The 21,656-nt window shown below is 72.6% G+C and carries 20 protein-coding genes; 9 read left to right on the plus strand and 11 right to left on the minus strand.

Annotation, left to right across the window (positions count from 1 at the left end):
* From AC3EN4_RS05355 to mca, 4 genes are all read right to left on the minus strand, one after another.
* On the minus strand, positions 1-2,037 hold the full coding sequence (locus tag AC3EN4_RS05355; protein ID WP_435204795.1) for a thioredoxin domain-containing protein: 2,037 nt from the start codon (positions 2,035-2,037) through the stop codon (positions 1-3).
* Between the two features lie 40 nt (positions 2,038-2,077).
* Positions 2,078-4,558, minus strand: a complete 2,481-nt coding sequence (locus AC3EN4_RS05360) for a putative bifunctional diguanylate cyclase/phosphodiesterase (protein ID WP_435204861.1) — start codon at positions 4,556-4,558, stop codon at positions 2,078-2,080.
* Positions 4,559-4,787: 229 nt separating this feature from the next.
* On the minus strand, positions 4,788-5,081 hold the full coding sequence (locus AC3EN4_RS05365; protein WP_422738368.1) for a hypothetical protein: 294 nt from the start codon (positions 5,079-5,081) through the stop codon (positions 4,788-4,790).
* Positions 5,082-5,129: 48 nt separating this feature from the next.
* Positions 5,130-6,011: a mycothiol conjugate amidase Mca gene (gene mca / locus AC3EN4_RS05370; RefSeq protein ID WP_422738367.1), complete on the minus strand. Its 882-nt coding sequence runs from the start codon at positions 6,009-6,011 to the stop codon at positions 5,130-5,132.
* A 201-nt stretch (positions 6,012-6,212) separates the two neighbouring features.
* Between mca and AC3EN4_RS05375 the strand changes: the two genes are divergently transcribed.
* Together AC3EN4_RS05375 and greA are read left to right on the plus strand one after the other, a co-directional pair.
* Entirely contained in the window at positions 6,213-6,653 is a 441-nt protein-coding gene (locus AC3EN4_RS05375; RefSeq protein ID WP_435204796.1) for a DUF4307 domain-containing protein, read from the plus strand.
* Positions 6,654-6,822: 169 nt separating this feature from the next.
* Positions 6,823-7,320 (plus strand): transcription elongation factor GreA, encoded by a 498-nt coding sequence (gene greA / locus AC3EN4_RS05380; RefSeq protein WP_355048818.1) that lies wholly within the window; start codon positions 6,823-6,825, stop codon positions 7,318-7,320.
* 58 nt (positions 7,321-7,378) lie between these two features.
* On the opposite strand, the gene ilvA is transcribed toward greA, so the two are convergent.
* The 5 genes from ilvA to AC3EN4_RS05405 all read right to left on the minus strand — a co-directional run bounded on the left by ilvA (position 7,379) and on the right by AC3EN4_RS05405 (position 13,256).
* Positions 7,379-8,599: a threonine ammonia-lyase gene (gene ilvA, locus AC3EN4_RS05385; protein WP_422738365.1), complete on the minus strand. Its 1,221-nt coding sequence runs from the start codon at positions 8,597-8,599 to the stop codon at positions 7,379-7,381.
* A complete protein-coding gene (locus tag AC3EN4_RS05390; RefSeq protein WP_435204798.1) occupies positions 8,596-9,492 on the minus strand; it encodes a DUF4328 domain-containing protein in 897 nt (298 codons plus the stop codon). Before AC3EN4_RS05390 ends, ilvA begins: the two co-directional genes overlap by 4 nt.
* A gap of 47 nt (positions 9,493-9,539) precedes the next feature.
* On the minus strand, positions 9,540-10,931 hold the full coding sequence (locus AC3EN4_RS05395) for an amidase (protein WP_435204862.1): 1,392 nt from the start codon (positions 10,929-10,931) through the stop codon (positions 9,540-9,542).
* 30 nt (positions 10,932-10,961) lie between these two features.
* Positions 10,962-12,104 carry a cystathionine gamma-synthase gene (locus AC3EN4_RS05400; RefSeq protein ID WP_435204799.1) on the minus strand — a complete coding sequence of 381 codons (1,143 nt, stop codon included), beginning with the start codon at positions 12,102-12,104 and terminating at the stop codon, positions 10,962-10,964.
* A gap of 102 nt (positions 12,105-12,206) precedes the next feature.
* A complete protein-coding gene (locus AC3EN4_RS05405) occupies positions 12,207-13,256 on the minus strand; it encodes a YncE family protein (RefSeq protein WP_435204800.1) in 1,050 nt (349 codons plus the stop codon).
* 102 nt (positions 13,257-13,358) lie between these two features.
* On the opposite strand from AC3EN4_RS05405, the gene AC3EN4_RS05410 reads away from it, so the two are divergent.
* The 4 genes from AC3EN4_RS05410 (at position 13,359) to AC3EN4_RS05425 (ending at position 16,315) form a co-directional block, all read left to right on the plus strand.
* Entirely contained in the window at positions 13,359-13,781 is a 423-nt protein-coding gene (locus tag AC3EN4_RS05410) for an HIT family protein (RefSeq protein ID WP_435204801.1), read from the plus strand.
* Positions 13,782-13,858: 77 nt separating this feature from the next.
* Positions 13,859-14,521: a peptide-methionine (S)-S-oxide reductase MsrA gene (gene msrA, locus AC3EN4_RS05415; RefSeq protein WP_435204802.1), complete on the plus strand. Its 663-nt coding sequence runs from the start codon at positions 13,859-13,861 to the stop codon at positions 14,519-14,521.
* A 358-nt stretch (positions 14,522-14,879) separates the two neighbouring features.
* Positions 14,880-15,809, plus strand: coding sequence for a ribonuclease Z (locus AC3EN4_RS05420; RefSeq protein WP_435204803.1), 930 nt, complete (start codon positions 14,880-14,882; stop codon positions 15,807-15,809).
* On the plus strand, positions 15,806-16,315 hold the full coding sequence (locus tag AC3EN4_RS05425) for a GNAT family N-acetyltransferase (RefSeq protein ID WP_435204804.1): 510 nt from the start codon (positions 15,806-15,808) through the stop codon (positions 16,313-16,315). The genes AC3EN4_RS05420 and AC3EN4_RS05425 overlap by 4 nt, the downstream gene beginning before the upstream one ends.
* Before the next feature lie 160 nt (positions 16,316-16,475).
* Here AC3EN4_RS05425 and AC3EN4_RS05430 read toward each other — a convergent pair whose 3' ends face one another.
* Both AC3EN4_RS05430 and AC3EN4_RS05435 read right to left on the minus strand, forming a co-directional pair.
* Positions 16,476-17,846 (minus strand): cystathionine beta-synthase, encoded by a 1,371-nt coding sequence (locus AC3EN4_RS05430; RefSeq protein WP_422738357.1) that lies wholly within the window; start codon positions 17,844-17,846, stop codon positions 16,476-16,478.
* 72 nt (positions 17,847-17,918) lie between these two features.
* Positions 17,919-18,275 carry a YkvA family protein gene (locus tag AC3EN4_RS05435; RefSeq protein WP_422738356.1) on the minus strand — a complete coding sequence of 119 codons (357 nt, stop codon included), beginning with the start codon at positions 18,273-18,275 and terminating at the stop codon, positions 17,919-17,921.
* 150 nt (positions 18,276-18,425) lie between these two features.
* Between AC3EN4_RS05435 and AC3EN4_RS05440 the strand changes: the two genes are divergently transcribed.
* The 3 genes from AC3EN4_RS05440 to AC3EN4_RS05450 all read left to right on the plus strand — a co-directional run bounded on the left by AC3EN4_RS05440 (position 18,426) and on the right by AC3EN4_RS05450 (position 21,625).
* On the plus strand, positions 18,426-19,475 hold the full coding sequence (locus tag AC3EN4_RS05440; RefSeq protein WP_435204805.1) for an SGNH/GDSL hydrolase family protein: 1,050 nt from the start codon (positions 18,426-18,428) through the stop codon (positions 19,473-19,475).
* Positions 19,472-20,284 (plus strand): SGNH/GDSL hydrolase family protein, encoded by an 813-nt coding sequence (locus tag AC3EN4_RS05445; protein ID WP_422738354.1) that lies wholly within the window; start codon positions 19,472-19,474, stop codon positions 20,282-20,284. The genes AC3EN4_RS05440 and AC3EN4_RS05445 overlap by 4 nt, the downstream gene beginning before the upstream one ends.
* Before the next feature lie 78 nt (positions 20,285-20,362).
* Positions 20,363-21,625: an acetyl-CoA C-acetyltransferase gene (locus tag AC3EN4_RS05450; RefSeq protein ID WP_435204806.1), complete on the plus strand. Its 1,263-nt coding sequence runs from the start codon at positions 20,363-20,365 to the stop codon at positions 21,623-21,625.
* Positions 21,626-21,656 lie beyond the last annotated feature (31 nt).

The following is a 21,656-nucleotide window of genomic DNA, read 5'->3' on the forward strand; positions in this document are numbered from 1 at the left end:
TCAGCCCAGCTCGGCGACCAACTCATCGACCGAGGTGACCGGCCGCTGGCAGACGAAGCCCCGGCAGACGTACGCGGCGGACCGACCGTCGACCAACGGCCGGTCGGCGAGCAACGGCACACCGGGCTGGTCCGGGAGGCCGGCGACCACCACCGCTCCGGGCGGGGCGTACCGCCGGGCCGCGGCCACCAGCGGGTCGCCGGCCGGGTCGGCGGTCACCACCGCGATCTCGTACGGCCCGGACAGCAGCGCCTCGCCGACCGTGGCCGCGTACCCGGCGAAGCGGGCGTGCCGTCCGACGATCGGCGCCACGGTGGCGAGCGCGGCCTCGGCGGCCTCGCGGTAGCGGGTCTGTCCGGTCAGCGCGGAGTACGCCACCAGCCCGGCGACCAGCGCCGACCGCCCCGACGGGGTGGCGTTGTCGGTGGGATCGGCGGGCCGGGCGACCAACTGCTCGGCGTCGTCGGCGGTGTCGTAGTAGGCGCCCCCGGGCGCGGCGAAGCGCTCCAGGGCGGTGTCCAGCAGCTCACCGGCCAGGGTCAGCCAGCGCCCCTCGCCGGTGAGCTGGTGCAGCGCGCAGAACGCCTCGGCCACGCAGCCGTAGTCCTCCAGCACCCCGGCCGGCTCGCCGACCCGACCGTCGCGGGAGACCCGACGCAGCCGTCCGTCGACCACGTGCACCCTGGCCAGGTGCTCGGCGGCGTCCCGCATCGCGCCGTCGGCCACGATGGTGACGCCCTCCATCAGGTTGGCGTCCTCGTCCTGCGGCGTCGCGTACACCGCGGCGACCTGCTGGAACTCGCAGATCGCGGTGATCGCCAGGCCGTTCCAGGCGGCCACCACCTTGTCGTCGCGGGCCGGCTGGGGCCGGGTGTCCCGGGCGGCGAGCAGTTGCCCCACCACCCGCTGCCAGCGGCCACGGATCTCGGGCGCGGCGTCGTCGACGTCCCGGGCGAGCCTGAGCACGCTCGTGCCGTGCTCAAAGGTGCCCTCGTCGGTGACGGCGAACAGGTCGGCGGCCCACCGGCCGTCCTCGTCGCCGAGCGCCTCGACCAGTTGGGCCGGCGTCCAGGCGTAGGTCAGCCCCTCGACGCCCTCGGTGTCGGCGTCCAGCGCGGACGCGAACCCCTCCCCCGGCCGGTGCAGCTCGTCGGCGAGGAACCGGGCGGTGTCCCGGGCGACCCGACGGGCCAACGGATCGCCGGTCAGCCGCCAGAGCTGGGTGTAGACCCGCAACAGCAGCGCGTTGTCGTAGAGCATCTTCTCGAAGTGCGGCACCGTCCAGTGCGCGTCCACCGAGTACCTGGCGAAACCGCCGGCGAGCTGGTCGTAGATGCCGCCCCGGGCCATCGCCTCGGCGGTGTGCCGGACGATCTCCAGGCTGCGCGGGTCACCGGTGCGCTGGTGGTGGCGCAGCAGGAAGAGCAGGTTCATGTGCGGCGGGAACTTCGGGGCGCCCCCGAACCCGCCGTTCGTCTCGTCGTACCCACCGGCGAGGTTGCCGGCCGCGGCGTCGAGCAGTGGGCCGTCCAGCGGCGCGGTGGGGCCGCCCACGGCCTGCGCGCCGCCGATCGCCTCGACCACGGCGGCGCCCTGGCGCAGCACCTCCTCCCGCTGGTCCCGCCAGGCGGTGCTGACCGACTGGAGCAGCCGGGTGAAGTTGGCGCGCGGGAAGTAGGTGCCGCAGAAGAACGGGGTGCCGTCCGGGGTGGCGAAGACCGTCATCGGCCACCCACCCTGACCGGTCATGGCCTGGGTGGCTGTCATGTAGACGGCGTCGACGTCGGGACGCTCCTCGCGGTCCACCTTGATCGACACGAAGTTGTCGTTCAGCAGGGCGCCGACCTGCTCGTTCTCGAACGACTCGTGCGCCATGACGTGACACCAGTGGCAGGCCGCGTAACCCACCGAGATGAGCACCGGCACGTCGCGCCGCTTCGCCTCGGCGAACGCCTCGTCGCACCAGGGCCACCAGTCGACCGGGTTGTCGGCGTGCTGAAGCAGGTACGGGGAGGTCGCGTCGGCGAGTCGATTCACCCGACGACCATAACCACCCGCGCCGGGCCGTGCCGGGCGGTCAGGAGGCGCCGTCGGCACGCAGCCGGAAGACGTTCGACTCGGCCGAGTCGCGCAGCGTCCCGAGCACCGCGCCGATCTTGTCGGCCGGCATGGGCTTGAAGAAGTGGTAGCCCTGCGCGGACGTGCAGCCCAGCTCGGCCAGGGCCAGCCGCTGTTCGGCCGTCTCCACGCCCTCGGCGACCACCCGCAGCCCCAACTCGTGGGCGAGCCCGACGGTGGTCCGGACGATGGCCGCGGCCTCCGGCGAGTCGGCCATCCGGATCACGAAGGAGCGGTCCACCTTCAACTCGTCGACCGCGATCCGGGTCAGGAAGGTCAACGAGGAGAAGCCGGTACCGAAGTCGTCCACCGCGAGCTGCACGCCCATCGACCGGAGGTTGGCGAGCACCTCGTCGATGATCTCCAGCTCGCTCATCACCACCGTCTCGGTGATCTCCAGGACCAGCCGGTGCGGTGGCACCTGGTGTCGGCGCAGCGCGTCGGCGATCTCTGCCGGCAGGCGGGGGTCGAGCAGGCTACGCGCGGACAGGTTGACCGAGATCGGAACGTCAAGTCCCTCGCGGGCCCAGCCGGCGGCGACGCCGAGCGCCTTGTCGAGCACATAGCGGGTGAACGTGCCGAGCTGCTCGCTGTTCTCCACCGGACGGATGAAGTCGGCCGGGCTCAGCCAGCCCCGCCGGGGGTGCTGCCAACGGATCAGCGCCTCCACCCCGGTGGGCGCACCGGTGGCCAGGTCGACCGCCGGCTGCAAGGCCAGCACCAACTGGTCGTCGACCTTCAACGCCTCACGCAGTTCGGCGAGCAGGGCGAGCTGGTCGGTGCTGGCCGCGTCGCGGGTGCTGTCGTACGCGGCGACACTGCCGCCGCCCTCCTTGGCCTGGTACATCGCGATGTCCGCGCGGCGCAGCAGCTCGGTCAGGTCGGCGGTGCCGGCGTCGGCGACGACCACGCCCACGGAGACCTCGATGGACATCCGCACCCCGGCCACCTCGGTCGGCGCGGCCAGCCGCTCGGCGATCTCACGGGCCTGACGCAGCGCGTGCGCCATGGGCGCGGTCCGATCACCGAGCACGGGGACCGAGGTGAGCAGCAGCGCGAACTCGTCGCCGCCGAGCCGGCCGAGCAGGTCACCGGGGCGGGTCAGCGCACTGAGCCGATTGGCGGTCAGTCGCAGCAACTGGTCGCCGGCCGCGTGCCCGAGGGTGTCGTTGACCTCTTTGAACTGGTTGATGTCCAGCAGCAGCAGCGCCACCGGATGGTCGTGGGCGAGCTGCCGCAGCGCCTGGTCGCCCTTGCCGAGCATCGCCGTACGGTTCGCCAGTCCGGTGAGCGGATCGTGCACCGCCTCGTACGACGACCGGGCGGTGACCAGGCGCAGCTCGCGGTGGGTCGCGGCGTCGTGCAGGGCGGCGGCGAGCGCGTCGCCGAACGCGGCCACCGCGTCCCGTTCCCGGTTGGTGGGCGGGGCGGAACGGGGGAACCGGACCCGCAGCTGACCGACCGGCGCGGCACCCACCGACAGGGGACGGACCAGCTCGTACTCGTCGGGCTCGGCCGGGTCGGGCGGGCTGACCTCCCGGTCGAGCAGCTGACCTGCGGCGTCCCCCCGGTAGCGGCGCCACCTGCCGTCAGGGCGGGCCACCTCGACATCGACCAGTTCGGCGTTGAACAGCGTCAGCGCGCCGGTCACCGCCGCGCTGGCCACGCCTCGCTCGTCGAGCTGGTTGAGAGCCGCGGTGGCCTCGGCGAAGGCCCGCCACGTCCGACGTTCCTGGTCCGCTCGCAGCCGGTAACGGTAGGTCTGCTGCAGCAGCCAGAGCAGCGGTGGGAGCAGCAGCAACCAGCGCGGGTCCAACTCCAGCAGCGCGATCACGACCAGGCCGACCGCCACGTTGCCGACGAACATCAGCAGCTTGCCGCGCAGCGCGGCCAGCAGCGGCGGCCCGATCGGAAGCCCGTGCCGCAGGCTCAGGCTCACCGCTCCGAGCCAGCCCGTCACCATCAGGTACGTCACCGACCCGGCGATCACGGCCAGCGCCAGCATCGGGTTCGGCGGGGTGAGCAGGGGATGCCCCAGCGCGGTGGTCACGGACACGGCCAGCGCCGACGCGGCGGCCAGCGACGCGGCGATCCGGACGATCTCCAGCGGCGGACGACGGTCGCTGTGCAGGGACAACCCCGTCCAGGCCAGCCCGGCGCCGATGAGCGTGGCCGACGGCAGCCAGCCGGCCGGGGCGAGATAGAGGCAGACGATCAGCGCGGCCTCACCCCAGGTGATGCTGACCATGCCGGCGGCGCTGCGGAACCGGAGCCGGGCGAGTTGGGCCAGGGCCAGGACACCGACCGCGATGCCGAAACGGGCCGGACCGCCCAGCGGGTCGTCGGCCGGCAGCCCGGACGGAAGCGTCAACCCGACCACGGCGGCGACGAGGGCGGTCAGCGTCACCGCGACCGTCAGCACGCGCAGCCGGACCGGCATGCCGTGCACCCCGAGCCGGTCGAACGGGTCGCCGGCCGGGCCGGAGGTCATCGACCTCCCCCGTCAGCCGACCAACCGACGGTACGGCGGGCGGCCGGTGCTGTGCTGGTCATCGGCGCCCCCTCCCGCGCACGGCTCGGGGACTTTTGGTCCCCCGGCGGAAGGCTAAGCCAAACCGGGTGGTCGCAACAGGGGTCCACCACCCGGTTCGGCGTGATTCACGCGCGGACTACCCGTTCCGCTGCTGCTGGTGCCCATTGGGAGCGTGCGCGGATGAATCATGCGCAGCGGTCCCGTCTGTCGGATCGACGACTGAAGCGTCGGCCCTGGTCGGATCGACCGCCCGCCCCGGCTGCGGGAACCGGTCGGGCAGCCGCCGCAGTCGGGCGTTCATGTTGCGGATCAGCAGGATGGTGGCGGTGGCCAGCAGCAGGATGAGGAGGAGACCCATCGGGCCGGCCAGGCCACCCGTGCGGGTGTCCCCGAAGTTGTTCTCCGCGAGCACCTGGGCAGCGGTCAGCATGGTCGTCCTCCGATGTGCGATTGCCTACCAGGGTAGCCCCGGCCGGAATCAGCGCGCGTGCGCCGTCTCCCGCACTCCGGCGAAGAGATCGGACTCGGGCAGCGGGCTCTCCACCATGCTGCGCGCCAGCTCGAAATCCTCCGTCGGCCAGGCCCGCTGCTGCATCTCCATGGGCACGTGGAACCAGAAGCCGTCCGGGTCGACCTGGGTGGCGTGGGCGCGCAGCGCGTCGTCCCGGACGGGGAAGTACTCGGCGCAATCCACCCGGGTGGTGATCCGGGGGCCCTTGTCCGGACGCTCGTCCCAGCGCTTGAGCCAATCCTCGTACGGCGACTCGGCGCCGGTGGCGAGCACCGCCTCGTGCAGGGCCATGATCTTGGCCTTGGAGAAGCCGATGTCGTAGTAGAGCTTCAGCGGCTGCCAGGGCGCGCCCAACTCGGGGTAGCGCTCCGGGTCACCGGCGGCCTCGAAGGCGGCCACGCTCACCTTGTGGCACATGATGTGGTCGGGGTGCGGGTAGCCACCCTCCTCGTCGTACGTGGTCACCACGTGCGGACGGAACTCCCGCATCAGCCGGACCAGGGGGCCGGCGGCCACCTCGACGTCCTGGAGAGCGAAGCAGCCCTCGGGCAGCGGCGGCAACGGGTCGCCCTCGGGCAGGCCGGAGTCGACGAACCCGAGCCAGGCCTGGTCGACGCCGAGGATCGCCCGCGCGGCGTCCATCTCGGCGCGGCGGATGTCCGCGATGTTGGCCCAGACGTCGGGCCGGTCGAGCTTCGGGTTGAGCACACTGCCGCGCTCACCGCCGGTGCACGTCACCACCAGCACGTCGACCCCCTGGGCGACGTACTTCGCCATGGTCGCCGCACCCTTGCTCGACTCGTCGTCCGGGTGTGCGTGGACGGCCATGAGACGCAGCTGCTCTGCCAACTTTCGGCGCTCCTCGTCTGTGCCGGCCGGTGGACCCGGCCGGGCTCGACCGGCTGACCTGCCAGGAAACTCCCCCGCCCCGCCGCCGGTCGGCACCTGCGGGACCCGACCTGCCATTCCTGGTGTTCGGCCGGGCTGGGAGGATGGACTCCTGCCATTCTTGCCGATGCCGCCGACAACAACGCCAGGAGATACCCGCCGGTGACCGAGACGCACGCCACAATTTCACCGGGCGCGCCGGTTTTCCCGGCCGGGCGCTACGGCCGACGCCGCGCGCCCGGCGGAGGCCGTCGTCGTACGCTGCTGGCCGCCCTGGTGCTCCTGGTGCTGGTGGTGGGGTTGAGCCTGGTCTCGCTGCGGCTCTATCGGCAGTACGGCGACCCGGTCTACGACGCCCAGGTGATCACGTACACCGACATCACGGACAGTCAGGTGGTAATCGACTTCCGGGTACGGGTGCCGGAGGGCGGCTCGGCCGTCTGCGTCCTGCGCGCCCGCGACCGCGCCGGCGTCGAGGTGGCCCGCGACGAGGTGACGGTGACCGCCGCACCGGGTGAGCGGCACGTCAGCGCCCGGCACCGGCTGGCCACCAGCGGCCGGCCGTTCATCGGCGAGGTGCTGCGCTGCCGGCAGCCCTCCTGACCTGCTGACACGTCACCCGGGACCGGCGGCCGGACGACCCGTCGTCCGGTATCGACCACGGGTGTCGGATACGCACACCGCCGGTGATCGCCGACACGCTGTGTCGTACCGCACTGGTAACTTGGTAGTTCACCTGTCAGCCAGCCACGCACAACCGAGGAGAACGCCTGTGTCCACTGGCAACGAGGCGCCCGCCACCTGGCTGTCCCAGGACGCGTACGACCGCCTCCAGGCCGAGCTCGACGAGCACATCGCCAACCGGCCGGCGATCGCGGCCGAGATCAACGCTCGCCGCGAAGAGGGCGACCTGCGGGAGAACGGCGGCTACCACGCCGCCCGCGAGGAACAGGGCAAGGCCGAGGGTCGCATCCGCTACCTGCAGGAGCTGCTGCGCACCGCGAAGGTCGGCGCTGCGCCGACCGCCGACGCGGTGTCGCCCGGCATGGTGGTGACGATCTACTTCGACGACGACACCGACGACACCGAGACCTTCCTGCTCGGCTCGCGGGAGATCGCCGCCACCACGGACCTGACGGTCTACAGCCCCGAGTCGGCCCTGGGCAAGGCGATCCTGGGTGGTCGTGCCGGCCAGACCTGCACCTACACGGCACCGAGTGGCGCCGACATCAAGGTGACCGTGGTCAGCTTCGAGCCGTTCTCCGGCTGAGCGCCGCGCCCCGTCCGATCAGCTACGGCGTAGCGCCGCCGAGGCGTGACAGCGCCTGTCACGCCTCGGCGGCGAACACCACCTGGTAGCCGCTGGCCCGCAGCGCGCTGATCAGCGTGTCGGAGTGCTCCACACCACGGGTCTCCACCGACAGCGCCACCTCCACCTCGCCGAGGCTGAGGTGCGGGTTGGCGCGCTGGTGCTCCACGTCCACCACGTTGGCCCGGTGCTCGGCGATCTGACTCAACAGTGACGCGAGCTGCCCGGGCCGGTCCGAGCAGCGGACGGTCACCCGCAGGTAGCGGCCGGCGGCGGCCAGACCGTGCTCGATCACCCGCATCATCAGCAGCGGGTCGATGTTGCCGCCGGAGAGCACCGCGACCACGGGCGTCTCCACCTCCACCACGCCGGCCAGCAACGCGGCCACGCCGACCGCCCCGGCCGGTTCGACGACCTGCTTGCCGCGCTCCAGCAGCATCAGCAGGGCCCGCGAGATGTCCTCCTCCGAGACCGTGACGATCTCGTCGACGAGCTTGCGGACATGGTTGAAGGTGATCTCCCCCGGCCGACCCACCGCGATGCCGTCGGCGATGGTGGCGAACGCGGGCAGCCGGACCGGCTCGCCGGCCACCAGCGAGGGCGGGAAGGCCGCCGCGCCCGCCGCCTGCACGCCGATGATGCGTACGTCCGGGCGGAGCGCCTTGGCGGCCACCGCCATGCCGGAGATCAGGCCGCCGCCGCCCACCCCGGTGATGATGGTCCGCACATCGGGGCACTGGTCGAGGATCTCCAGTGCGACCGTGCCCTGCCCGGCGATCACGTCCCGGTGGTCGAACGGGTGGATGAGCACCGCACCGGTCCGCTCGGCATACGTCTGCGCGGCCACCAGCGACTCGTCGACCGTGTTACCGGCCAACTCGACCTGCGCGCCGTACCCCTTGGTGGCCGCGACCTTGGGCAGCGGCGCGTTGACCGGCATGAAGACCGTCGCGTGCGTGCCGACCAGCCCGGCGGCGAGCGCCACGCCCTGGGCGTGGTTGCCGGCGCTCGCCGCGACCACGCCACGCTCGCGCTCCGCCGCTGACAGCCGGGAGATCCGCACGTACGCGCCTCGCACCTTGTACGAGCCGGCGCGCTGCACGTTCTCGCACTTGAGCCACGTCGGCCCGCCCAGCGCCGCGCTCAGTGGCCGCGAGGGCTCCAGCGGGGTGGTCCGGACGACATCGGCCAGCAGTTTCCGCGCAGCCCGTACGTCGTCGAGGCCGACCAGTTCCGTCATGCCCCGATCGTGCCACCCGGCCCCGGCGCCCCCGGCGGCGACACCGGGGTAGCCGACGGGGACTGCGCCGGCACCACCGGCGGGGCGGGCGGCCATGCCTGCGCTGGCCAGACCGGGGCGGTCGGCCACACCGGGACGGCGCGGGCGATCCGGGCCTCCTGGGCGGCGGAGATCCGATGGATCAACAGGATCAGTGTCACCGCCGCGATCGCGCAGCCCAGCGCCGGAAGGGTGTTGCGGAGCAGCGAGTCCCGGTAGTGGTCCACGTACGCCTGGTAGCCCGCGTCGTTGAAGGGGGTCTCCGGCAACTTCGCGTACGCCTTGTCCTCAAGGCGGCTGCTCAGCCGCTCACCGATGCTGAACACCAGCCAGGAGCACCACCAGACGCTCACCAGGGTGGGCGTGAACCGCCGCCAGAGGCTGTCCCGCGCAACGCCCGCCACGACCCGGGCCGGCACCACGAAGTTCGCGAACGGCACCAGCCAGCCGGCGATCGCCCAGCCCGCGCCGAGGGTGGGCAGCGCGCCGGGGAAGGCGTCGGTGTTCTTGCGCGCCCGCCACGTCCAGATGATCACGAGTACGGCAGCGGTCAGGTAGGCCACGGACATGGCCAGCGCCACCACCACGGTGATGATCACCGGACCGAGGAGAAGGTCCGGGTCGTCGTCGGCCATGGCCCGCCGGGCCAGCGCCATCCCGACGAGCGGGGACAGCGCCACCACCAGGTAGAGCACGGCGGTCGCGCCGACGGCGACGCTGGCCGCCAGGCCGATCCCCCGTACCCGGTAGGTCGCCAGCCCCGGCGTGACCGCCGGCTGGCCGAGCGGTGTGTAACAGCGCGGGCATTCGTTGTGCTCGGAGGACGTGGCGTCTCCGCAGGTCTGGCAGCGCATTGGTGTCCCTCGTGGTGTGCGCGACGATGCGCGCACACGCTAGACGATCATGCGCTGGCCGGCGACCCCGTTCCGACGAGGGGATAGCCGGGGGCGTGCCGCGACCACGGGGCGGTCATCTCGAACTGACCGGCCACGCCGAGCAGCAGCAGCTCCGAGCCGGGCGGGCCGACGAGCTGCACGGCGACCGGCAAACCGTCCGGGCGACGCCCGACCGGCACCACGATGGCCGGCAGGCCGGCGACGTTCCACGGCGCGGCGTACGGGGCGTACCTGATGTTGGCCGACAGGTTCGACCGCCAGGACCGCTGCGACCAGCGGTCGGCCTCCGGGGGCGCGCTCGCCAGCGCGGGCGTGAGCAGCAGGTCGACGGAGTGATCGGTGAAGAAGTCGACCGACCGCTGCCGCCAGGCGGCCCGGTCGGCCTCCCGGACGTAGCCACGGCGCTGCGCCCACTCACCCAGCGCGACGTGCCGCCGGGTACGGCGTTGCAGACCGCGCCGGTCCAGTCCGGCGGCCCGCACGTCGGCGGCGGCCGCGGCGAACCAGGTGGCGAGGCCCTGTAGGCCCAGAGCCGTGGGGTAGACCGGATCGGCCGGGACGGTGTCGTGGCCGGCGGCGGCGAGCAGCCGGCCGGCGGCGGCCACCGCGTCCCGGTTGGGCTCGTCCGGCGAGACACCGCGCACCGGTGAGCGCAGTGAGACACCGACGCGCAGCCGCTGCGGCGGGACCAGCTTCTCCGGGCGTCGGCCGGCGAGCACCGAGAAGCCGACGGCGGCGTCGGCGACAGTGCTGGTGAGCATCCCGTGCTCGGTCAGGCCGAACCAGTCGTCCGCGCCGAGTTGGCAGGGCACCACACCACGACCCGGTTTGAGGCCGACCAGGCCGCAGCAGGCCGCCGGGATGCGGATCGAGCCGAGACCGTCGTTGCCGTGCGCGATCGGCACCAGGCCGGCGGCGACCGCGGCGGCCGCGCCGCCCGAAGAACCCCCGGGGGTACGCGTGCTGTCCCACGGGTTGCGGGTCACCGCGCTGTCGTCGTCGGTGAGCGCCCACAGTCCCAGTTCGGGCATCCGGGTGACACCGACGATCACCGCCCCGGCGCCGCGCAGCCGGCGGACCACCTCGTGGTCGGCCTCCGCGACGTCGGTGCGCACGGCGGCCGACCCGTTCCAGGTGGGCAGGCCGGCGACCGGGGTGTTCTCCTTGACCGCCACCGGCACCCCGGCCAGGGGGAGGTTGGCCAGGTCTTCCTGCTCGTCGACCTTCTCCGCCTCGGTGATCGCCTCGCCGCCGCGAACGGCGCGGAAGGCGGCCAGTTCGCGGTCGGCGGAAGCGATGTACTCGAGGTGGTCGGCGACGACCTGGGTGGCCGAGACGTCACCCCGGCGTACGCCCCGGGCGATCTGCTTGGCGGTCGCCCCAACCCAGGTCGCCATGATGTCCTGCACGGCCGTCCTCCCCAGCGGTCAGCCCAGCGCCTGCTCCAGATCGGCGAGCAGGTCGTCGACCGTCTCGATGCCGACAGACAGTCGCACGAGATCGCCGGGAACTTCAAGCGGCGAGCCGGCAGCACTTGCGTGTGTCATCCGACCCGGGTGTTCGATCAGGGATTCCACGCCACCCAGCGACTCGGCGAGCACGAAGAGCTTGGCCCGGTTGCAGATCTCGACGGCATGGTCCTCGCCGCCGGCGGCCCGGAACGAGATCATGCCGCCGAACCGGCGCATCTGCTTGGCGGCCACCTCGTGACCAGGGTGCGAGGGCAGCCCGGGATAGATCACTTCGGATACCTTGGCGTGCCCGTCGAGGTACGCGGCGAGGCGTTCGGCGTTGTCGCAGTGCCGGTCCATCCGTACCCCGAGGGTCTTGATGCCGCGCAGGGTGAGCCACGCGTCGAACGGGCCGTTGATCGCGCCCATCGCGTTCTGGTGGTAGCGCAGCTCCTCGCCGAGCGCGGCGTCGGCGACGACGAGCGCGCCGCCGACCACGTCGGAGTGCCCGCCGATGTACTTGGTGGTGGAGTGCACCACCACGTCGGCGCCGTACGCGATCGGCTGCTGGAGGTACGGCGAGGCGAAGGTGTTGTCGACGACGAGCAGCGCGCCGGCGTCGTGCGCCACACCGGCCAGGACGGCGATGTCGGCGATGCCGAGCAGCGGGTTCGTCGGCGTCTCCACCCAGATGATCTTCGTCCGGCCGGGCTGGACCGCAGCCCGCACCGAGGCCGGGTCGGAGACCTTTGCCGGCGTGAACTCCAGCCCCCAGCGCTGGGCCACCCGGGCGAAGAGCCGGTAGGTGCCGCCGTACGCGTCGTCCGGGATGATCACGTGGTCGCCCGGCTGGCAGACCGCCCGCAGCAAGGTGTCCTCGGCGGCCAGGCCACTGGCGAAGGCGAGACCCACCGGCCCGCCCTCCAGCGCGGCCAGGCACTCCTGGAGGGCGTCGCGGGTCGGGTTGCCGGAGCGGCTGTACTCGTAGCCGAGCCGGGGCGCGCCGACGGCGTCCTGGGCGTACGTGCTGGTCTGGTAGATCGGCGGGATCACCGCGCCGGTGCGGGCCTCAGGGTCCTGACCGGCGTGAATGGCGAGCGTCTCGAAGCCGTGACTCATTCTGGTGAGGCTAGTGCCCCGTCGCGGCGGCCCGGCACGGAACCCGTGCTCCGGGCGGGGGCCGGACCGTCCGGCCCGACCCCCGCGCGTCGGCGCGGGCTCTCAGCCGGCCGGAACGGGCAGGACGTGCAGGGTGACCGGGTGGGCGCCGGTCCAGTCGTAGGAGACCGCGTAGAGCCGGGCGCCGTTCGGCGCCCAGGCCAGCGCGCCGGGGCTGAGCTCGTCGCCCAGCTCGAAGTGGGCCAGCTCGGTGCCGCCCGTCGAGAAGACGAACACGTCCGGGTCGTAGGAGGCGTCCGCGCCGCCGGCGATCCGGGTGCCGTCGCGGGAGACCTCGACCGCATTGGGGTACGCACCGGTGCGGTAGGTCGCGGACGGGGTGGTGATGTCGGCGAACGGGAACGCCTGCACCTCGTACGGGGCACCGGACGCGGTGAACACGGTGGTGCCCGTCGGGTCGAGGGCGATGTCACGCAGGTTGCTGCCGATCGCCATGAACTCGTTGGTGCCCGGCGCGCTCAGCACGCCCCCCGTGCCGATCGTGTAGGTGTACACCGACGCCGGGCTCAGGCCGGGTTGCCCGGCCAGCAGCACGGCACGGTTCTGGCTGGCGGCGGTCAGCAGCGGAGCGCCGTAGAAGCCGCTACCGGTGTCCAGGCCCGTGGTCACCCGCGCCGGCTGGCGACCCAGGTCGATCCGGCCGATGTTGCCGTCCCAACCGCCGCAGCCGTACCCGAACCACAGGTACCGCCCGGTCAGCGCCAGCGACGACGGGCACTGGCCCGCGCCGGTGTCGTACCGGGCCGACTCGACGAGCGAGCCGGTGTCGAAGGCGGCGATGGCGTTGGCGGTGGGCAGCGCCACGTAGAGGGTCTGCCGGTCGGCGCTGAGCAGCAGGTCGGACGGGCCGGGCAGGCCGGACAGGGTGCCCACGACCGCACCCGTCGCGCTGGTCACCACGACGTCGGTCGAGGAGGGACCACCGCTGACGAAGACCCGGTCACCGGCCGAGACCACATCGGCCACCGCCGGCAGGGACAGCGGGGTGGCCGTCGGTGCCGCGGCGGCCTGGGCGGGGCCCGGGAGGCCGGCGGTGAGCAACCCGGCGGCCAGTACGGCCGTGGCCAGGGTCGTGCCTCTCTTGATGTGCACGTGCGTCTCCCCCGTGTGTTGATCCAGACGCGTAAATGAGTACCACAGTCGATGCGTGCGCGGGGGGCACGTGCCCGGCGGTCCGAGCTATAGCCTGGCGCGATGAGCGGGTGCGTGTTCTGCGGGATCGTGTCGGGTGAGGTTCCGGCGTTCCGGGTCGCCGACGAGCCGGACGGGGTGGCGTTTCTGGACACCCGCCCGGTCTTCGCGGGGCACGTGCTGGTGGTGCCCCGGACGCACCTGGTGACCCTGGCCGAGTTGCCGGCCGATCTGCTGCCGGGCTACTTCGCACTGGTCCAACGGCTGGCCGTGGCGGTGGAGGCCGGTCTGGGAGCCGGTGGGACGTTCGTGGCGATGAACAACCGGGTGTCCCAGTCCGTCCTGCACCTGCACACCCACGTGGTCCCCCGCACCAAGGGCGACGGGCTGCGCGGCTTCTTCTGGCCACGCACCCGGTACACCGACGACACCGAGGCACAGACCTACGCCGACCGGATCGCCGCCGCTCTCGACGGCGGGGCCTGAGTCACAGTGACGCGGGTAAGGAAGCAGAACCCACCGGTGTTACACACGCTGGGAAAGGCCATGAGAGGAGTCCCACCGTGTTCCTGCGCCGTATGAACGCCGAGATGATCACGCCCGAGCAGGCCCTGCCGGGCCGGCCGATCGCGATGCCGGTCGCCGACCGCCACGAGGTGCTGGGCACCCCGCTGAAGGGTCCGTTCCCGGAGGGCCTCCAGGTGGCCGTCTTCGGCATGGGCTGTTTCTGGGGCGCCGAGCGGCTGTTCTGGACGCTGCCCGGCGTGTACACCACCTCCGCCGGCTACGCGGGCGGCTTCACCACCAACCCGACGTACGAGGAGACGTGTTCCGGTCGCACCGGGCACGCCGAGGTCGTCCAGGTGGTGTACGACCCCAGCAAGATCACGTACGAGGACCTGCTGAAGGTCTTCTGGGAGAACCACGACCCGACCCAGGGAATGCGCCAGGGCAACGACGTGGGCACCCAGTACCGGTCGGCGATCTACACCACCACCGACGAGCAGCAGGCCATCGCGGAGTCGTCCCGGGACGCCTTCCAGCCGATCGTGACCCGGGCCGGCAAGGGTGAGATCACCACCGAGATCCGCCCGCTCGGCAGCTATTTCCTGGCCGAGGACTACCACCAGCAGTACTTGGCACCCACCAAGAACCCGAACGGGTACTGCAACCACGGCCCGAACGGCCTGAGCTGCCCGGTCGGCGTGGCCCGTACCGCCGGCTGACCGCCAGCCACCTGATGCCCGGCCGCCGACACGGTGGCCGGGCATTCCCGTCCGGGCGTGTGATCGAAATCCGTTGCCGAGCCCCACGGGGACTCGATAGCGTGGCGGTACACGTGAAAGGAGGTGGTCCAGACTTGTATAGCAATCGGACTCGTGAGGTGGCTGTCCGCTAGCCGCTGTCCTCGACAGTGATCGTCCGCCGCGAGGCGGGCAACCAGTACTACCGTCGAGACCGTGTGGCAGCGGTGCGGCGAAACCACGACAGCCACCCGACCCCCGGGGTGCCGGCTTTGTCCAGCCGGCCCGCGCGACAGCGTGGAGCACCCCGGGGGTCGCTTCATATCTGCGGGAGATCAGCGTGTCGATGCGCGAGCTGGTGATTCTCGGGACGGCCAGCCAGACCCCCACCCGGCAGCGCAACCACAACGGGTACGTGCTGCGCTGGGACGACGAGGTGATCCTCTTCGACCCGGGCGAGGGCAGTCAGCGCCAACTCCTGCACACCACCGTGACCGCCACCGACCTGACCCGGATCTGCGTCACGCACTTTCACGGGGACCACTGCCTCGGGCTGCCCGGCACCATCCAGCGGCTCTCGCTGGACCGCGTACCGCACCCGGTCGCCGTGCACTTCCCGGCGGGCGGCGCCGAATACTTCGCCCGCCTGCGGCACGCCACCTCCTTCTACGAGAGCGCCGAGCTGGCCGTCACGCCGATCGCGAGCGACGGCCAGCGGATCGCCCTACGCTGCGGAACGCTGGAGGCCCGCCGGCTGCGGCACCCCATCGAGACGTACGGCTATCGGCTCGTCGAACCGGACGGCTGCCGGATGCTGCCGGAGAAGCTGGCCGCGTACGGCATCGCCGGCCCGGCCGTCGGCGAACTGATCCGCGTCGGCCACCTGGAGGTCGACGGGCGTCGCGTCAGCCGCGACGAGGTGAGCGTGCCCCGACCGGGGCAGCGGTTCGCGTTCGTGATGGACACCGGCCTCTGCGACGGCGTGTACGCCCTGGCCGAGCACGCCGACCTGCTGGTCATCGAGTCGACGTTCCTGGAGTCGGACGCCGCGTTGGCCGCCGAGGTCGGCCACCTGACCGCGGCACAGGCCGCGCGGGTGGCGACCGAATCGGGGGTACGCACGCTGGTGCTGACCCATTTCTCCCAGCGCTACTCCGATGCGCGCCGCTTCCACGACGAGGCCCGCGCACACTTCGACGGCGATCTGGTCATCGCCGAGGACCTGACCACCGTGCAGGTCCCGCCGCGCCGGGTAGCCTCGGCCAAGTGACTGTCACGCTCCGTCCCGCGACCGGTGACGACCTGATGGGCGTGGGTGCCCTGCACCAGCGTTCCCGGGTCGCGGCGTACTCCTCGTTCCTGCCGGCCGCGTCGTTGGCCGACCCGACGCCGGAGGCGATGGGTCGGTACTGGGTCGAGCGGTGGCGGTGGGAGCGGGACACCCACCGGATGACCGTGGCCGAACGGGCCGGGACGCTGGTGGGGTTCAGCCACCTGGGCCCGGACGACGAGGACGACCCGTCGACCGGGCTGCTCAACGCGATCCACCTCGACCCGGCCGAGCAGGGCCGGGGCGTCGGTCGCACGCTGATGGTGGACGCCCTGGAGGCCATGCGCGCCCGGGGATGGCGTCGAGCGGTGCTCTGGGTGCTCCGGGACAACGCGCACGCCCGCCTGTTCTACGAGCGCGGCGGCTGGACGTCGACGGGCGTAGAACGCGAAGAGCACATCGGCACGGCCCTCACCCCGCAGATCCGCTACACCCGCGCCCTCTGATCTCCCCACCCCCGCGCCGCCCCGCCCCGCGCCCCCGCACCGCCGCACCCTCGCGCCGCCGATCTTGCACTTTCTGTCGCGACAAAAGCCGCACAGGGGACGTCTGGGCAACAGTAAGTGCAAGATCGGCGGGGGTGGGGTGGGGGCGGGGCCCGGGGGGCTAGTGGGCGCCTAGGTGGGAGAGGAGGTCCTGGCGGGTCAGGACGCCCTTGGGCTTGCCGTCGACCAGGACCAGGGCGGCGTCGGACTTCTCCAGCATGCCCACCGCCTCGCTGACCGGCTGGCCGCCACCGATCATCGGCAGCGGGTCACCCATGTGCCGCTCGATGGTGTCGTGCAGGTGCGCCTGGCCGGTGAACAGCGCGTCGAGCAGGTCCCGCTCGGCGATCGAGCCGGCGACCTCGCCGGTGACCACCGGCGGCTCGGCCTTGAGCACCGGCAACTGGGAGACGCCGTACTCGCGCATGTAGTCGATGGCGTCGCGGACCGTCTCGGTCGGGTGCACGTGCACCAACTCGGGCAGACCGCCCGGCTTGCTGGCCAGCGCGTCGGCCACCGTGGGCTCGGCGCCGGAGTTGTCGAGGAAGCCGTACCGGGCCATCCACGAGTCGTTGAAGATCTTGGAGAGGTAGCCCCGACCGCCGTCCGGCAGCAGCACCACCACGACGTCGTCCGGGCCGGCCTTGCGCGCCACCTCCAGCGCGGCCACCACGGCCATCCCGCAGGAGCCGCCGACCAGCAGCCCCTCCTCACGGGCCAGCCGCCGGGTCATCTCGAAGGATGCCTTGTCGGACACCTCGATGATCTCGTCGGCGACGCCCCGGTCGTACGTCTCCGGCCAGAAGTCCTCGCCGACGCCCTCCACCAGGTACGGCCGGCCGGTGCCACCGGAGTAGACCGAGCCCTCCGGGTCGGCGCCGACGATCTTCACCCGGCCGTCGGACGCCTCCTTGAGGTACCGGCCGATGCCGGAGATCGTGCCGCCGGTGCCGACCCCCGCCACGAAGTGGGTGAGCCCGCCCTCGGTCTGCTTCCACAGCTCCGGACCGGTGGTCTCGTAGTGCGAGCGCGGGTTCGCCGGGTTGCTGTACTGGTTGGGCTTCCACGCGCCGGGGATCTCGCGGGTCAACCGGTCGGACACGTTGTAGTACGAGCGCGGGTCCTCCGGGGCGACCGCCGTCGGGCAGACCACCACCTCGGCGCCGTACGCGCGCAGCACGTCCTGCTTGTCCTGGCTGACCTTGTCGGGGCAGACGAAGACGCACCGGTAGCCCTTGAGCTGGGCCACCAGGGCCAGCCCGACACCGGTGTTGCCACTGGTCGGCTCGACGATGGTGCCGCCGGGCTTGAGCAGGCCGGCCGCCTCGGCGTCCTCGACCATCCGCAGCGCGATCCGGTCCTTCACCGAGCCGCCCGGGTTGACGTACTCGACCTTGGCGAGCACGGTGGCCTGGATGCCCTCGGTGACGTTGCGCAGGCGGACCAGCGGAGTGTTGCCGATCATGTCGACGACGTTGTCGTAGTACTGCACGGTGTGCCCTTCGTTGCGGCGCCGGCGACGGCGGCCGGGCAGACGTATCCTCGCCGCCCAGCGTACGTGCCGTCAGGGCACCAGGCCCCCGGGGATGACCGAGCTGCGCCGGGCCTCCCACTCCAGGAAGCGGTCGGTCTCGGAGAGCACGCTGCCGGCCAGCCAGGTGACCATGACGGCGTCGTCGGCCAGCCCGAAGATCGCCAACGGGATCTCGGGCAGCAGGTCGATGGGCGAGACGATGTACGCCGTGGCCGCCGTCATCAGGGCGATCCGGAGGCCGCCGTCGTACTCCCCCTTCGCGGTGGCCCGGATCATCCGGGGCAGCGCCGCCAGCCGGGCGCCCAGCGAGGGCCCGCCGCGCGCCCCTGCCGCCAGTGCTCGCGCCAGGGCCGCGAACGCCGCGCTGCGCTTCAGTGTCTTCCCCATCGTCGTGCTCCTCTCCGCCGGATCAGCGTGGCGGGTCGGCGCAAGTCGACCGGCCGTACCGGAACAGGTACCCCGTCGCGTCGGTTTCCAGGCACCCGTGAGCCGTCACGACGACAGCGGTGTGTCGGGCCGGCGCGATAATGTCGCCGTATGGGGGTGGCTGGTTCCGTCGTACCCGTTGGTTCGCGCCGGCGGCAGGCCTGGCGGATCGCCCGGCTGGCGGCGATCGGCACGGGCGCCACCGCGGCGGCCGCGATGGCGACCGGCGGGGTGCTGCTCGGCCAGGCCCGCCAGGCCCGGCGCACCATCCCGATGGCCGAGGCGCCGCCGCCACGCTGCGACGGGATGTACGGCGCGAAGTTCCCCGGCCCTCCGCTCACCATGGTCGTGCTCGGTGACTCGTCGGCGGCCGGCTACGGGGTGCATCGCCGCCGGGAGACCCCCGGGGCGCTGCTCGCCACCGGGCTGTCCCGGCGGTTGCACCGACCGGTGCTGCTGCGCCGGTTCGCGGTGGTCGGGGCGATCTCCGCGGCCCTGCGTCACCAGGTGGAGGCGGCGCTCGACTGCGCCCCGGACATCGCGGTGATCCTGATCGGCGGCAACGACATCACCAACCGCACCCCGCGTGGCCTGGCGGTGCGCTACCTGGTCGAGGCGGTCCGCACGCTGCGTGAGGCCGGCTGCGAGGTGGTCGTCGGCACCTGCCCCGACCTCGGCGCGATCCGGCCGATCCAGCCACCGCTGCGCTGGCTGGCGCACCGGTGGAGTCGCCAACTCGCCGCCGCCCAGACGGTGGCCGTGGTCGAGGCCGGCGGCTGGACGGTCTCCCTCGGCGACCTGCTCGGCCCGCGGTTCGCCGCCGAACCGCACCGGATGTTCGCCTGGGACCGGTTCCACCCCTCCGCCGAGGGGTACGCGATGGCCGCCGCGGCCCTGCTGCCGACGATGCTGTCCGCGCTCGGGGCGGGGCAGGAACGACGGGTCACACCGGCGCGGGGCGAAGGCGTACGGTCGCTGCCAGAGGCCGCGCAGGAAGCGGCCCGGCACGCCGGCACCGAGGTCAGCGGCGCCCAGGTCCGCGGCCGCGACCGGGGTCCGGCCGGCCGGTGGGCGCAACTGCGCCGCCGGGCGTTCTTCGGTGTGCACGCGGTGCCGCAGACCGGCAGCGCGGACACTTCGACAGTGGAGGGACTGGCATGAACGAGCGCAGCGAGCGAGACGTGACCGCCGGCCTCCCCGGCCGGCTGGGTCGGGCAGCGGCGCTCTCGCTGCTCGCCGGCACGGTGGGCGGCGCCGCCGTCCTGGCCGGCGAGGCGTTCGTCGCCCGGCACCGGCGCTACGCCCAGCCGGAACTGGGGCTGGCACTGCGCGCCACGATCGGCCGGGCCGACGCCGCGCCGCTGCGCCTGGTGCTCCTCGGTGACTCGTCGGCGCTGGGGGTCGGCGTCGACCGCCTCGACGACACCATCGGCGGGCAGTTGGCCAACCTGCTCGCGGAGGGGCCGTCCGGCCGCCGGGTGCACCTGTCCAGCGTCGGCGTCTCGGGTTCCCGCTCCACCGACCTGGCCACCCAGGTCGCGCGGGCCCTGCTGGGTGAGCGGCCCGACGTGGCGCTGATCCTGATCGGCGCGAACGACGCCACCGGGTTGCGCCGGCCCGGCGACGCGTCCGCGTACCTCGGCGCGGCGGTGCACCGGCTGCGGGAGGCGCGCGTCGAGGTGGTGGTGGGCACCTGCCCCGACCTCGGGGCCGTACGCGCCATCGCGCCGCCACTGCGGCAACTCGTCGGCTGGTCCGGCCGGCGGATGGCCCGCGCGCAGACCACGGCGGTGCTGGAGGCGGGCGGAACGGTGGTCGACCTGGCCACCGAGACCGGGCCGGTGTTCCGGGCCGACGCGGGCACGCTCTGCCACGACGGCTTCCACCCGTCGGCCGACGGGTACCGGGTGTGGGCGCACGCCCTGCTACCGGCCGTGGTGGCCGCCGCGGCGGTCGCTTCGCGGCGGTGACGCACGCCGGGCGAGGGTGACATTTCCCGCCGCCCCCGCTTCTTCCGCGCGATGTTACCGGCGGGTTAACGTTGGCCCATGCCGATTGAGTCGTCCCGCGACGCCGTCATCGTCGCTACCGCCCGCTCCCCCATCGGCCGGGCGCACAAGGGGTCCCTGCGCGATGTCCGCTCCGACGACCTCGCCGCGACCATCGTCCAGGCCGCCCTGGACAAGATCCCCCAGCTCGACCCCACCACCATCGACGACATCTACCTCGGATGCGGCCTGCCCGGCGGTGAGCAGGGCTTCAACATGGCCCGGGTGGTGGCCACCCTGCTCGGCCTGGACACCGTCCCCGGTGCCACGCTGACCCGCTACTGCGCGTCCTCGTTGCAGACCACCCGGATGGCTCTGCACGCGATCCGCGCCGGCGAGGGCGACGTGTTCGTCTCCGCCGGGGTCGAGATGGTTTCCCGGTACGCCCGGGGCAGCTCCGACGGTCTGCCGCCGGAGGCGCAGGCGCTCGTCGGCGGCGGCTGGGAGAACCCGCGCTTCGCGGAGGCGGCCGAGCGCTCCAAGCGCCGCGCCCAGGGCGGCGCCGAGGTGTGGACCGATCCGCGCGAGTCCGGCGAGCTGCCGGACATCTACCTGACGATGGGCCAGACCGCCGAGAACCTGGCCCAGGTGTACGACGTCACCCGCGCCGACATGGACGAGTTCGGCGTACGCAGCCAGAATCTCGCCGAGAAGGCCATCGCCGACGGCTTTTGGGCCCGGGAGATCACCCCGGTCACCACCCCGGACGGCACCGTGGTGAGCACCGACGACGGCCCGCGTGCCGGCGTCACGCTGGACGCCGTGGCCGGGTTGAAGCCGGTGTTCCGTCCCGACGGCCGGATCACCGCCGGCAACTGCTGCCCGCTGAACGACGGGGCCGCCGCCGTGGTCGTGATGAGCGCCCAGCGGGCCGAGGAACTGGGCCTGACCCCGCTGGCCCGGATCGTCTCCACCGGCGTCACCGCGCTGTCCCCGGAGATCATGGGTCTCGGGCCGGTCGAGGCGTCCCGGCAGGCGCTGAAGCGGGCCGGCATGACCATCGACGACGTCGACCTCGTGGAGATCAACGAGGCGTTCGCCGCCCAGGTCATCCCCTCCTACCGCCAGTTGGGCATCCCGGAGGAGAAGCTGAACGTGATGGGCGGCGCGATCGCCGTCGGGCACCCGTTCGGCATGACCGGCGCCCGGATCACCGGCACCCTGCTCAACGCCCTCGAGTGGCACGACAAGACGATCGGTCTGGAGACCATGTGCGTCGGTGGCGGCCAGGGCATGGCCATGGTGCTCGAGCGGCTGAGCTGACGGTCCGAAGACGCCGGGCGCGCGGCTGAGG

It is taken from the genome of Micromonospora sp. bgisy143 (genome assembly GCF_057708145.1).